We start from the raw sequence: 12459 nt of genomic DNA, 5'->3' as shown, positions 1-12459 counted from the left end.
CGACAATAGCGCAGGATAAAAGCGCCATATCGTTAACCTCTATTTTAATTGCAATTTATCCATTCGCGGCAACGCTTTGCGCTTTTTTAGGAATAAATTGACTTTTGACCATCCCATATAGCCAAAATTTCGGTTATATCTTTTTTTGTAATTAACTCAAACAACAAACAAGGAGTGTCTCATGCCTGCATTACGTCAAGACATTGACCCAGAAGGCTTACTAGAGTATTCAGTGGTTTATACCGACCGTGCGTTAAACCACATGTCCAAAGTGTTTCAAAAAGTTATGAACGACTTATCTCGCGATCTAAAAGCCGTTTATAACGCTGACGCCGTGGCTATCCTTCCAGGATCAGGAACTTATGGCATGGAAGCGGTTGCCCGTCAATTGGCACAAAACGAAGATTGCCTGATCATCCGTAACGGCTGGTTTAGCTACCGCTGGACGCAAATCTTAGAGCAAGGCAAATTTGCTAAATCGTCAATCGTTTTGGCAGCTGATCGCGAAGACGACGAAGACCGCCCTGAGCCATTTGCACCCGTTGCGATCGAAAAAGCCGTTGCTAAAATCAAAGAAGCCAAGCCTGCGATCGTATTTGCTCCGCATGTTGAAACCTCAGCCGGCATCATTTTGCCTGAAGACTATATCAAACAGCTTGCAGACGCCGTTCATAGCGTTGGCGGTCTTTTGGTCATCGACTGCATCGCGTCAGGCTGCATCTGGCTTGACATGAAAAAATTGGGCATTGACGTGTTGATCAGCGCCCCACAAAAAGGCTGGAGCAGCACGCCTGGTGCAGGACTTGTGATGCTCAGCGAAAAAGCCGTTGCCAAAGTGGACAGCACCGAATCTAACTGCTTTAGCTTTGACTTAAAACAGTGGCTCAACGTCATGCGCGCTTATGAAAATGGCGGTCATGCGTACCATACCACCATGCCAACGGACAGCTTACGTCAGTTCCGCGACACCATCGATGAGTCAAAAGAGATCGGTCTTGACAAGCTTTGTGATGCTCAGTGGGAGCTTGGTAATAAAGTTCGCGCCGTTCTTGAAAGCCGTGGTATCGAAAGCGTTGCTGCTGAAGGCTTTAAAGCCCCAGGCGTTGTGGTGAGCTACACTGATCGTGACGACATGCACAAAGGCACTGCCTTTGCTGAGCTTGGATTGCAAATCGCCGCTGGCGTGCCACTTAAGTGTGATGAGCCTGCCAGCTTTAAAACTTTCCGTCTAGGACTTTTCGGTCTTGATAAATTGACTGACGTTGATGGCGCGGTTGCTCGCTTTGAAAAAGCGCTTGATCAAGTGCTTGCTAAAGATGCCGCTTCTGCTTAAACCGATAGTGCTTAGCTAAAACGCTACATTAGCATACCAAGCTCAAAACTTTGGGCTTGGTATTTTTTTAGGCTTTTATTATATAAATTAATATATTATAATTTAATTAATTAAAATAGAGGACATGAGAAAATGATTGATTGGCAATCGTTCACGCCAATATCGCTTGTCGGCGGTTTGGTCATTGGCGCCGCGGCAAGTATGTTGCTGCTTGGCATTGGTCGTATTGCTGGAGTCAGCGGCATCACTGCAAGCGTGGTTCGCATTAAAAATGTTGAAGCTTGGCAAGTGCTGTTTTTACTTGGGCTGATTGTCTCGCCGCTGATTTATCAACTCATTGCGCCATTGCCTACTATTGAAGTGACCTCATCTGTTCCGCTATTGATTATTGCAGGGCTTTTGGTTGGGGTGGGAACGCAGCTTGGCTCAGGCTGCACCAGCGGTCATGGTATTTGCGGTTTGGCACGATTTTCTAAGCGTTCGCTTATAGCCGTCATCACTTTTATGGCGACTGGAATCATTACGGTAACCCTTTTCCAGCAAGTTTTTAGGCTGATTTAATCCTTGTTAAAATAATAGCTGGCAAAATAATAACGAGGGCAACTTTATGTCAAAAAATGGTTTGTTAAAAAATAATATTTCAAAAAGCAATTTTCTAAAAAATAGCATTGGGCTGATTTCAGGATTGCTTTTTGGCGTTGGCTTAATCCTCTCGCAAATGGTCAATCCGGAAAAAGTCTTGGGATTTTTAAACGTGTTTGGCGCTTGGGATATCTCGCTTGCGCTTGTGATGGGCGGGGCGCTGATGGTGTCCGTCGTCGGCGTTTATATTGCTAAGCATAATCCAAAAAACCTAATTGGCGAGCCGATCGTTTTGCCCAACAAAACGGTGATTGATAAACCGCTGATCTTTGGCGCAGCATTATTTGGTATCGGTTGGGGAATCGCCGGAATTTGTCCTGCGCCTGCTCTCGTGCTTCTTGGTACAGGACAATGGCAAGCGCTGGTCTTTGTAGTGGCGATGGTAGTTGGTATTATCGCTTATCAGCAGATTATTAAACCTAAACTTAGCTAAGCTTTTATTTCAAATTCCTTTTCATTTAACTTTTGGCGTTTCATGAGCCAATGATTTTGCTGCTTGGCGCAGTTCAAACTTTTGCACTTTTCCGGTACTGGTTTTCGGGATTTGGGTAAAAATGATGTGTTTTGGCACTTTAAACCCGGCTAAATGCGCTCGGCAATGGCTGATAACCTCGTCACGAGTCAAGGTGCTGCCGTCATAAATCTCAATAAAGGCAATCGGAATCTCGCCCCATTTGTCATCAGGAGCGGCAACGACGGCGCAGCTTTCAATGGCGGGCAGTTTATATAAAACATTTTCAACCTCTATGCTTGAGATGTTCTCGCCACCTGAAATGATAATGTCCTTTAAGCGGTCGCTGATTTTGATGTAGCCGTCGGGGAATTTTACGCCCAAATCGCCCGTTCGAAACCAGCCGCCTTTTAATGCGTCTTCGGTGGCTTTGCGACTTTTTAAATAGCCTTTCATCACCATATTGCCTTGTAGCACCAGCTCGCCAATCTCGGCGCCATCGGCGGCAACGGGTTCATTCGTCCCTTGTTTAAATACGTCAAATCCGGTCATCAAATGCGAGGGCATCCCTTGGCGTGATTTTTTTTGAGCGCGCTCAGCAATGTCGAGATTTGCCCAATCGTCTTGTTCGGCGCAAATGGTGACGGGACCGTAAACTTCGGTCAAGCCATAAACGTGGGTGATGTCAAAGCCCATCGCTTCCATTTTTTCAAGCATCGTTGTTGAAGGCGGCGCTCCGGCAACCCAACCTTTGACGGTGTGGCTGATGGCAGATTTGAGCGCATCTTTACCGTTGGCAATCAAATTGTGAACCACGGGAGCCGCGCAATAATGAGTCACGCCATGCTTGGCAATCAAGGTCAAAATCAAATCGGCATCGATACTGCGAAGGCAAACGTTGACGCCTGCGCGCTCGGCAACCGTCCAAGGAAAGCTCCAACCGTTACAATGAAACAGTGGCAATGTCCAAAGGTAGCTTGCGTGCTTGGGTATGTCCCAATCTAAAATGTTGGACACCGCATTGAGCGCCGCGCCGCGATGGTGATAAACGACACCTTTTGGCGTTCCCGTCGTACCAGAAGTGTAATTAAGCGAAATGGCGTCCCATTCGTCCTCGGGGCGCTCCCAATTGTCCAAATTATCTGAGCTTGCCAGCAATTCCTCATAGCTCATCACGCCAAAACTTGGCACCTCAATCGCGCTGTCGGTGGCGTGAATCAAGATTAAATCCGGAAAAGTCTCGATAATAATTTCGGCTAACTCGGCAAATTCACTGTCCAAAATCAGCACTTTAGCTTCTGAATGCTGCAAGCAAAAACACAGCGCGTTGATATCAAGTCGCGTGTTCAGCGTACAAAGCACGCCGCCTGACATCGGAATGCCAAACGCGCTCTCGACCATCGCCGGAACGTTTGGCATCATCACCGCAACCGTGTCGTTTTTATCGATGCCAAGCTTTCGAAGTCCATCGCTTAATTGCCGACAGCGGGTAAAGGTGTCTTGCCAAGATTGGGTTAACTTATTGTGGGTCAAATCATCGTAAATAATGGCGGTCTTATCAGGGTAAACCTGAGCGCTGCGGATTAAAAAATCAATCGGGGTGAGCGGTTGAAAATTAGCCGGCGTCTTGCCAAGTCCGGTATGAAAATCGGTCATTTGATCGTCCTTTATCATGATTAAAATTGTCCTTATCGCTCAATCATGCCCGAAAGTTGTCAAAATTATTATAAGAGTTCCGTAAAAATGCGCTTAAATTAATAAGTAAATTCTCATTTTAAAAAATTCAGTAAAAATTAATTGAAGTGTTATCTTATTAAAAATTGCGACCACTCATCAGTCGCAAAGCCTCATGGCTTGCGCAAAAGTTGGTATGCTACGATAGCTATCATATATATAGCTATCGCCTATAATAATTAACCGCTTGATGGATAAGGATAAGATAATGACAGCCAGCACTAGCCAAACGATTAACGAGTCTAAGCTATTTTTTCAAGGATCGCCAGACGTATCGCCTTATCCGCATTTGTTCACGCCGCTTGATTTGGGATTTACTACCTTAAAAAATCGCGTGGTCATGGGGTCGATGCACACCGGTCTTGAGGACAGATTTTACAATTATGGTAAGCTTGCCGCTTACTTTGCCGAGCGCGCAAAGGGCGGCGTGGCGATGATGATCACCGGCGGCATCTCACCCAATCGCGAAGGTTGGTTGCTACCGGCAGGCGGAACGATGAACTCTAAGCTTGACGTCATCAACCATCAGCGCCTCACCCGAGCGGTGCATAAGTTTGATAGCAAAATCATTATGCAAATTTTGCACAGTGGTCGCTACGGCTATCATCCGTTTGTGGTGTCGGCAAGCGCGATTAAATCGCCAATATCGCCGTTTAAACCACGCAAAATGAGCATCAAAAACATCGAGCAAACCATTGACGATTACGCTCGCGCGGCAAAACTTGCCAAACAAGCCGGCTACGATGGCGTTGAAATCATGGGGTCGGAAGGCTATTTGCTTAATCAGTTTTTATCGCGCCATGTCAATAAACGCGATGACGAGTTCGGCGGCGACATTTTTGGTCGCATGAAATTTGCCGTTGAGGTGGTTAAAGCCGTTCGTGCGGCGGTCGGAAGCGATTTTATTATTTTATTTCGCTTATCGATGATCGACTTGGTGGGTGATGGCAACACCATGGCGGAGGTCATCACGACCGCCAAAGCGTTGGAAGCGGCAGGGGTCACCATTTTAAATACCGGCATCGGCTGGCATGAAGCTCGCGTTCCGACCATTGTCACCAGCGTTCCGCGAGCGGCGTTTACCGACTTTACCGCGGCGGTGAAAAACGCGGTCAATATTCCGGTGATGGCTGCCAACCGAATCAATATGCCGGATACCGCCGAGCAAATTTTGGCAAATCATCAAGCCGATTTAATCCAAATGGCAAGACCGTTTTTAGCAGATCCCAACTGGGTCAATAAAGCGCAAACAGGCGAGGCGAACCGAATTAACACCTGCATCGCTTGCAATCAAGCTTGCCTTGACCATACCTTTGAGCATAAGCGCTCAACGTGCTTGGTCAATCCGCAAGCCTGCTATGAAACCGAACTGGTTTATAAACCCACCAAACGCCCTAAAAAAGTCGCGGTCGTTGGCGGTGGCGTGGCTGGAATGTCAGCGGCTCACGTGGCAGCGCTTCGCGGTCACAACGTGACTTTATTTGAAGCTCGCGACAGCTTGGGTGGTCAGTTTAACTACGCCAAAGTCATCCCCGGAAAAGAAGAGTTTTTTGAAACGATTCGCTACTTTATCAATGAATTAGCAAGCTTAAACGTCGATATTCATTTCAATACAAAAGTTGATAAAGCCATGTTAGAAAATGGCGGCTTTGACCATGTGATTGTCGCTACTGGCGTTGTGCCAAGAAGTTTAAAAGGGTCGCTTGAGGGCGCAGAGTTGCCGCAAGTGATAAGCTATGCCGAGCTTTTATCCGGTCAAAAAGCGGTTGGTAATACCGTCGCGGTCATCGGCGCAGGCGGAATTGGCTTTGATGTCAGCGAATATTTGACCACGCGTCACGCCAAGCCCTTAAACGAAATCGGCGCAAAACAGCTCAACGACCCAAGCTATCGCCCCCAAGCGCAATCGGTTGCCAGTTGGCGTAAGGAGTGGGGCGTAACCTGCGATCCTGACTATCAAAGCGCAGGCGGTCTTGTCACGCCGGATGCCATCACTCCTGCGCGGCAAGTTTACCTCATTCAGCGCAGCAAAGGTCGGCTTGGCAGTGGTCTGAACAAAACCTCCGGCTGGGTGCATCGCGCTCACATCAAATCGCACGGCGTGATTCAGGTAGCAGGCGTTCAGTACGAAAAAATCACCAATGAGGGGCTTTGGATCACCAACGCTCAAGGTCAAAGCCAGCTGCTTCGCGTCGATAGCGTGGTAGTCTGTGCCGGTCAAGAGTCGGTTGCGAGCCTTATGCCTAATGTCGGCGACGCGCCAAGCGCTCAATATCATCTCATCGGCGGGGCAAAACTTGCGGCGGAGCTTGATGCCAAACGCGCGATCAGGGATGGGGCGGAGGTCGCGGCGGGGATTTAGGGGCTTTGAAAGGTAGTTGTAGGATGGGTTACGCTATCGCTAACCCACTCTACGCTTACTCAATCTAAAACCTTAACTTATTAAAATCAATATCACTTAAATCAAATTCATAATCTACTGAACCTGAAAGTATACTGTGTACCCTAGTATAAACAGATTTAGATGTTTTTATATCTTTAACAAAATCTTGTACTTGCGAGCTTTGGAGGGAGTAAGAATTATCTGTGTCAGAACGAAATTTGTAGCGTTTTGGTTTGTTATCACCAAACCTAAAAGTAATTTCACAGTAGTCAAAGCAAGGATCTAATGTAAAAACATACTTATTTTCACTTGTTGGTAGTATGTTTATGCCATCTATTAAATATTTACCATTTGAACTATTGAATAAGCCTAAAATTAAATATTGTTTTTTATATGCGTAGCCTACATCCTCATGATTCATAGAAGATATAATAACCCACTTATTAGTTGAATCTGTTAGCCTATCGTATTGTGTATCGTAAACAGCACCATCTAAAAGAGGCTCATAAGCAGCCGATGCTAAACTAGCATTCAATAGAAGAAGTGAAACAAGTAATTTTATACTTTTCATAATATACTTTTCTTTAAGATAGAGAGAAAAATCGGTTAAGAGATTGGGATAGCAAACGTAGGATGGGTTAGCGATAGCGTAACCCACCTTATTCAAAAGCCTAACCTATACTTGTTTTTTTAGCTTCATATTTGCCTTTTAGCGAAATTATTTTAATACCAAAGGTTAATTTGTTCTTAAAAATAAGATTATCTATCGATATTACCAACTTTCTTGAACATTGTAGCCAAATTTTCGAGCACCTTTATCGATTGCGCCATTATAGTTATGACAAGCTGCTAAATAAAGTTCTGTGTTAGATACATAAACTCCTGCAACGCCTGTAGGATTAATAGGTAAAACAGTAATATCATCATTCCCTTCTATTTGGGTAGTAGGTCTGGTCAAAGAGCAGTTGATATAAACGTTATGAAAATCATGGTTCCAAACTATCTTCTTTGAGTTATAGTTGCGTGAAGCACCGACCAGTTTTAGCTTAATAAGGGTTGACGTTGGTGTCTTTTTTATTACGTTAAACTGCATTACTTTTGCACCGCTACAAGGTTCGCGGTAACATGATTCTGTGTAAGCGCCTTTTTGTATGCCGCTATGATTAAATTTTGGGGCAGCCGCGTTTGCGCAGGCGGCAAATAAAAAAATAGAAGTCGCCAAAGCAAGATTGAATACTTTCATAAAATACTCTATAAACTCAAGATTACTAAGGATACTATTTTATATTAATAGCAATATATTTCCAAACAAAAATTTGATTCTATATTGATATATTACCTTATCCGGAGAAAAACCTTGAACCTTGCATTATTTGATTTTGATGGCACGATTAGCACTTGCGACACCTTTACGCCTTTTATAAAAAAGGTCGTTCCTCGTGCCAAACTGCGATTGGGCTACTTATTATTGCTGCCGTCTATTTTAGCGTACCGTGCAGGCGTGTTGTCAGGGTCAGCAATCCGCCAGCAGGTGGTCTTTTTTGGGTTAAAAGGCGTTTCAAAATCCCATCTTGATAAGCTTGGAAAAGCTCATGCGGCGGAGTTTTTAACCACCGTGATTAGAACCTAAGCATTAGCGCGTATACGTTGGCATCTTAATTCAGGCGATAGGGTCATTGTGGTGTCAGCATCACTGGACAGTTATTTAAAGCCGTGGTGTGAGCGGTTGGGGGTTGAGCTGATTTGTAGTGAACTTGCTACAAAAGGTGATACGTTAACCGGAAAATATGACGGCGGCGACTGCTCAGGAAGCGAAAAAGCGCGCCGCGTTCAGGCACTGGTCAACCTTGAAGATTACCAAACCATTTACGCTTATGGCGACACGGTGGAAGACAATGAACTGCTGGCAATCGCGGATGAAAAATATTTTCAATGGCAAAAGATAGCGGCTTAAGGTATATGGGGTGGGTTACGCTATGGTTAACCTATGCTTGCTAGATAATACTTGTCTGAATTAAACTATATGTAGCTTGGTCAATTTTTCTATAGTAGAATTTTGTTTTATAATACATCCTTGAAGCTTAATAAATTTGACTATTAGGAAAATGATGAAAAATCGTCTTTGTACTAAATTCTTAGGTTTAGCACTATGTTCAGTTGTAATGCAAGTCCAAGCTAGCTCAACAATCAAAGATTTTATAAGTTCTGGTAGTAGAGATATAGCTTACTTCAACTGTGCTTACAAAGGTAAGAAAGCCAGTAAAAAATGCTTAGTTTCGCATAGTTTTATCAAATCAAATACTCATCCCGAACTTAAAAAATTCTATGGACCTAACGAAACTTTAACGGCTATAAATATTAAATGGCCAGATGGTGATATAAGCCGTTATGCATACGTAGATAGTATGGATATGTTTAATTTAAATAGTAAAAATGGTTGGGGTTATAGAATTAGAGATAAGGATGATATGGACGGTTGGGATATTGATTTCTCACGTGGGTTCATTATCGATGGAAGCCCTCACGGTGAAAACCTTATCCGTTTGTGGTGACAACACGACCTACTTTTTAAGTATATAAATCAATCGTAAATATACCTAACCTTCACCATGTCAAAGCAGCAAACGTAGTGTGGGTTAGCAAAGCGCAACCTGCTTCATATATCATTTAATCATTAACCGTTCACAAACGCTAACCTACAGCTAAGTTAATCCCATCTCCCCCAAAACCCAACCCTCAACATCCGCCACCTGCGCCGCCATTTCCGGTTGCGCATCTTTAAGCGCCTCAAGCGCCAAGCGGATAGCATCTTTGCTATATTTAACTCCGGTCAAAGCGTCTTTAAGCGCATCAATCAAGCCGACATTAAGCGCGTCCGAAAATATGACAACTTCGGTAATCGTTGCCTGATTGACATCCAAATGCAAATCGATGATGCCCCAATCAAACCTTGTCTCGATATGGTGGTTAAAGTTAGGCGTCTTACCAAAGCGCCAGTCCCAATCCGCCATCTGTTCATAGTAGCTATTGAGCATTGGCTCTCGTAGCAGGCTGGCTTCATAAAGCGCTTCAGGCGTCACCGTTTGACCATGATAGTTGCAAAACGCGTCGATAATGGCGCTTGATAACTTATCGTGATTAATGGTTGGGTTAAACTCTGTCAGGTTTGCCACGCGCGCCCGAACCGATTTGATGCCTTTGGCTTTAAGCTTGAGCGGGTGCGGATTGAGGTAATCGCCAAGCTTTTGCATGTTGGCATCGACTAAGAGTGTGCCGTGATGAAAGCTGCGATCGGCGGTGTGTTTAAAGGCGCTTCCGGATATTTTACGGTCGCCAAATTGCATATCATTGCGACCTGACAATGTGGCTTCAATGCCTAAACTTTTTAGCGCGTTAATAATAATGGCAAAATTAGCGTCTTGATTGTAGCCCGTTTTTGGGGATAAAAAGGTAAAGTTGGTGTTGCCCAAATCGTGAAATACCGCGCCGCCACCGCTTTGCCGCCTTGCCAAAAACACGTTATCTTCTGCCATGTTATCAAGCTTACACTCAACCCACGGATTTTGCGATCGCCCAATCACCACGGTTTCACTATTTCGCCACAAAAACAGCGTATGCGTGTTGGGGTCTTTATCAGTCGCGCCAAGCGTATTAAAAATCCAATCTTCGGTGGCAAGGTTAAACCACGGGTTGGTGATGGCGGAGGTTAAAATTCGCAGTTTCATAGGTTGCCTATTAATCTATTCAAAAAACCATAAATTCTATCGCAGATGACCTAATCGTGTTTCACTTTTGCTTTAAATGGCTCCGAAAATTGCAAAATTAAAAACCCAACGACCGATAAAATAATGGCAATCTCATAGCGACCATAAGCCACGGTAATTCCGATAGCGCCCGTGTTCCAAAGGCTGGCAGCCGTTGCTGTACCTTGCGAGCCTTCCTCATTTTTAAATATCGCGCCACCACCGATAAAGCCCATTCCCGTAATCACCGCATACATAATTCGCGCCTCCGCCGCCGGATCGTAAATATCGCGACCAACGAGCATAAACGCGCAGCAGGCAATCGTCACCAAAGGAAAAGTGCGAAGACCCGCGCCGCGATCTTTCATTTCACGGTTGAGCGCAATGGGCAGCGACAGCAAAAACGCGATTCCCAGCTGCAAAAAGTGATATATCATGAGCTGAAAGTTGAGATCAAAATCAAGCATGATGACGACTCCTTGTCTTACTTTTCTTACTTTGCCATGCCAAATTGCTGAAAAATATCCAACCCCTTGGTGTCATAAATGGCTCGACCTGCCAACTGATTAACGACGCAGCCTGCCCGATATGCCCCAAGTCCCAAATCCCCTGAGCCAACGCCATGCGAGTGCGTTTCTTGATTTTGCACAAAAATATGCCCTGATCCGACCGCCGTTTTGGGGTCATTGAGCACATTTAAAGTATAGTTGCGATTGACCACCGGCTGACCTAAATCGTCGCACTCAATATCAAATAGCAGCGGCGACAGGCAATCAGGAAGCCCTTCTTGATAGCCCGTTCCGGCGATCACGCAATCATAATCACAATGGATCGTTTGGTTTTGCTCTTGCTGATGCAAGGTGACATTGATCGTGGTTGGCTGATCTTCATTGAGCTTGACGGCTTTGAGCGCGCAATTTGCCATAAGGGTAGCAAAGGTCGGCTGATTGCCCACACTGCGCTCATAAAGCTTTTGATAAATGTCAGAGATGGTGACCACACTCATGCCTTTATGCAGCAAATCTTGGCGAGCGATCAATTGCGATTTGGTCGACGTGGGCAAACTGTGAAAATAATCGGTATAAGCAGGGCTGAAATGCTCAAGCCCCAATTTTGAGTATTCCATCGGAAAAAATCCGCTCGATCGCGTCCGCCAATCAATGGCAAATTTTGGCTTGCCCGCCTCATCAAGCTGCTGCTCAAACAGCGCCCGAAATACTTCTGCCGCCGACTGCCCCGAGCCGATGATAAGCACTTTGGCAAGCCGATCGTTGCGCGCAATCGTGTCCACATCAAAATGGGTCGCATAATTTGCCGTATGCATACAGCGCTTTGGCGCTTTGGTTGCGATATCTTGCAAAAATGGCGGCAAAACAGGCGTTGATCCGGTCGCAATGACCAAATTTTTAGCTGTAAAGGTTTGCATTTTTTGATTTTGGCAAACCGTCACTTGATAACCGCCGTCAATGGCTTTGGTTTCGGTTACCATTGCCGAAAAGTTCAGCCCTGATAATTGACCAACTACCCACTGGCAATAGTGATTGTACTCTTGGCGAAAAATTTCAAAATCTTCTAAAAAATAAAACTTTAATAAACGCTGATGGCAATGCAAATAATTTAAAAAACTAAACGGGCTTGTGGGATCAATTAAGCTGACCAAATCTGCTAAAAACGGCACTTGTAAGGTCGTATGCGGCAATATCATATTTTTATGCCAATTAAAGCACGGTTTTTGCTCAAAAAACTGGCTTGAAATCGCAGGCGTTTTGGTCAGTAGCGCTGCCAGACTTAAGTTAAATGGTCCAAGACCAATGCCAATCACATCTATCATCGCCGCCCCTATTTTTTTTGTTTTGGTGGTTTATTCTGGCTTTTAATATTGGTTTTTGTAATGACAGTTTTAGTGGTTATTTGGGCTATTAGGTTGATGGCAAGTTAAGCGGTTTTATCCCAATCATCACAAGCCATCTGCTTATCATGTCGCGACTGAAAAAAATAATCGAGGTGAATTGCGTAAAAAAATTCCCCTTTTCAAGTAGCAATGGTGACGGCGGTGTTCACGATTTTAATAAGAAAAATCTTGAAGCCCGCCAATATGGCATCATAACGATCGAGGTGCAGAGTTGACGTGATTGTTATCGTTTAAAAGCAATTACGGCAAGTCAAAGGCGCT

Annotated in this window: 11 protein-coding genes and 1 pseudogene; 6 read left to right on the top strand and 6 right to left on the bottom strand. The window is 44.8% G+C overall.

The genetic code is table 11. The features are described 5' to 3' along the window. Nucleotides 1-181: 181 nt before the first annotated feature. From HF322_RS06390 to HF322_RS06380, 3 genes are all read left to right on the top strand, one after another. Nucleotides 182-1333: an aminotransferase class V-fold PLP-dependent enzyme gene (locus HF322_RS06390; protein ID WP_169392587.1), complete on the top strand. Its 1152-nt coding sequence runs from the start codon at nucleotides 182-184 to the stop codon at nucleotides 1331-1333. 132 nt (nucleotides 1334-1465) lie between these two features. Then, on the top strand, nucleotides 1466-1894 hold the full coding sequence (locus HF322_RS06385) for a YeeE/YedE family protein (RefSeq protein WP_169392586.1): 429 nt from the start codon (nucleotides 1466-1468) through the stop codon (nucleotides 1892-1894). A 46-nt stretch (nucleotides 1895-1940) separates the two neighbouring features. Further along, nucleotides 1941-2408 (top strand): YeeE/YedE family protein, encoded by a 468-nt coding sequence (locus HF322_RS06380; protein WP_169392585.1) that lies wholly within the window; start codon nucleotides 1941-1943, stop codon nucleotides 2406-2408. A gap of 21 nt (nucleotides 2409-2429) precedes the next feature. Here HF322_RS06380 and HF322_RS06375 read toward each other — a convergent pair whose 3' ends face one another. Further along, nucleotides 2430-4082 carry an AMP-binding protein gene (locus HF322_RS06375; protein ID WP_169392584.1) on the bottom strand — a complete coding sequence of 551 codons (1653 nt, stop codon included), beginning with the start codon at nucleotides 4080-4082 and terminating at the stop codon, nucleotides 2430-2432. A gap of 286 nt (nucleotides 4083-4368) precedes the next feature. Between HF322_RS06375 and HF322_RS06370 the strand changes: the two genes are divergently transcribed. Beyond that, the gene (locus HF322_RS06370; protein ID WP_169392583.1) at nucleotides 4369-6522 is read left to right on the top strand and encodes an NADPH-dependent 2,4-dienoyl-CoA reductase; all 2154 of its coding nucleotides are present in this window, start codon (nucleotides 4369-4371) and stop codon (nucleotides 6520-6522) included. A 64-nt stretch (nucleotides 6523-6586) separates the two neighbouring features. Here the strand turns inward: HF322_RS06370 and HF322_RS06365 are convergent, their stop codons facing one another. Next, complete coding sequence (locus HF322_RS06365; RefSeq protein WP_169392582.1) at nucleotides 6587-7210, bottom strand: hypothetical protein; 624 nt, start codon at nucleotides 7208-7210, stop codon at nucleotides 6587-6589. 105 nt (nucleotides 7211-7315) lie between these two features. Then, complete coding sequence (locus HF322_RS06360; protein WP_169392581.1) at nucleotides 7316-7786, bottom strand: hypothetical protein; 471 nt, start codon at nucleotides 7784-7786, stop codon at nucleotides 7316-7318. Between the two features lie 84 nt (nucleotides 7787-7870). On the opposite strand from HF322_RS06360, the pseudogene HF322_RS11785 reads away from it, so the two are divergent. Together HF322_RS11785 and HF322_RS06345 are read left to right on the top strand one after the other, a co-directional pair. Then, nucleotides 7871-8497, top strand: a pseudogene (locus HF322_RS11785) (HAD family hydrolase). 154 nt (nucleotides 8498-8651) lie between these two features. Then, entirely contained in the window at nucleotides 8652-9095 is a 444-nt protein-coding gene (locus HF322_RS06345; protein WP_169392579.1) for a hypothetical protein, read from the top strand. A gap of 150 nt (nucleotides 9096-9245) precedes the next feature. Here HF322_RS06345 and HF322_RS06340 read toward each other — a convergent pair whose 3' ends face one another. Genes HF322_RS06340 through HF322_RS06330 form a run of 3 tightly spaced genes read right to left on the bottom strand, consistent with a single transcriptional unit; the run spans nucleotide 9246 to nucleotide 12117 of the window. Further along, on the bottom strand, nucleotides 9246-10268 hold the full coding sequence (locus HF322_RS06340; protein WP_169392578.1) for a lipoate--protein ligase: 1023 nt from the start codon (nucleotides 10266-10268) through the stop codon (nucleotides 9246-9248). 50 nt (nucleotides 10269-10318) lie between these two features. Then, a complete protein-coding gene (locus HF322_RS06335; protein WP_169392577.1) occupies nucleotides 10319-10753 on the bottom strand; it encodes an MgtC/SapB family protein in 435 nt (144 codons plus the stop codon). 26 nt (nucleotides 10754-10779) lie between these two features. Beyond that, nucleotides 10780-12117, bottom strand: coding sequence for a lysine N(6)-hydroxylase/L-ornithine N(5)-oxygenase family protein (locus HF322_RS06330; protein ID WP_169392576.1), 1338 nt, complete (start codon nucleotides 12115-12117; stop codon nucleotides 10780-10782). Between the last annotated feature and the right edge of the window lie 342 nt (nucleotides 12118-12459).

Source organism: Psychrobacter sp. MF31 (assembly GCF_012847335.1).
In the GTDB taxonomy this organism is placed as follows: domain Bacteria; phylum Pseudomonadota; class Gammaproteobacteria; order Pseudomonadales; family Moraxellaceae; genus Psychrobacter.
This window is presented reverse-complemented; position numbering and strand designations above follow the sequence as displayed.

Coding starts and splice junctions, on each gene's coding strand:
- HF322_RS06390 (WP_169392587.1), top strand. CDS start 182: ATGCCTGCATTACGTCAAGACATTGACCCAGAAGGCTTACTAGAGTAT.
- HF322_RS06385 (WP_169392586.1), top strand. CDS start 1,466: ATGATTGATTGGCAATCGTTCACGCCAATATCGCTTGTCGGCGGTTTG.
- HF322_RS06380 (WP_169392585.1), top strand. CDS start 1,941: ATGTCAAAAAATGGTTTGTTAAAAAATAATATTTCAAAAAGCAATTTT.
- HF322_RS06375 (WP_169392584.1), bottom strand. CDS start 4,082: ATGACCGATTTTCATACCGGACTTGGCAAGACGCCGGCTAATTTTCAA.
- HF322_RS06370 (WP_169392583.1), top strand. CDS start 4,369: ATGACAGCCAGCACTAGCCAAACGATTAACGAGTCTAAGCTATTTTTT.
- HF322_RS06360 (WP_169392581.1), bottom strand. CDS start 7,786: ATGAAAGTATTCAATCTTGCTTTGGCGACTTCTATTTTTTTATTTGCC.
- HF322_RS06345 (WP_169392579.1), top strand. CDS start 8,652: ATGAAAAATCGTCTTTGTACTAAATTCTTAGGTTTAGCACTATGTTCA.
- HF322_RS06340 (WP_169392578.1), bottom strand. CDS start 10,268: ATGAAACTGCGAATTTTAACCTCCGCCATCACCAACCCGTGGTTTAAC.
- HF322_RS06335 (WP_169392577.1), bottom strand. CDS start 10,753: ATGCTTGATTTTGATCTCAACTTTCAGCTCATGATATATCACTTTTTG.
- HF322_RS06330 (WP_169392576.1), bottom strand. CDS start 12,117: ATGATAGATGTGATTGGCATTGGTCTTGGACCATTTAACTTAAGTCTG.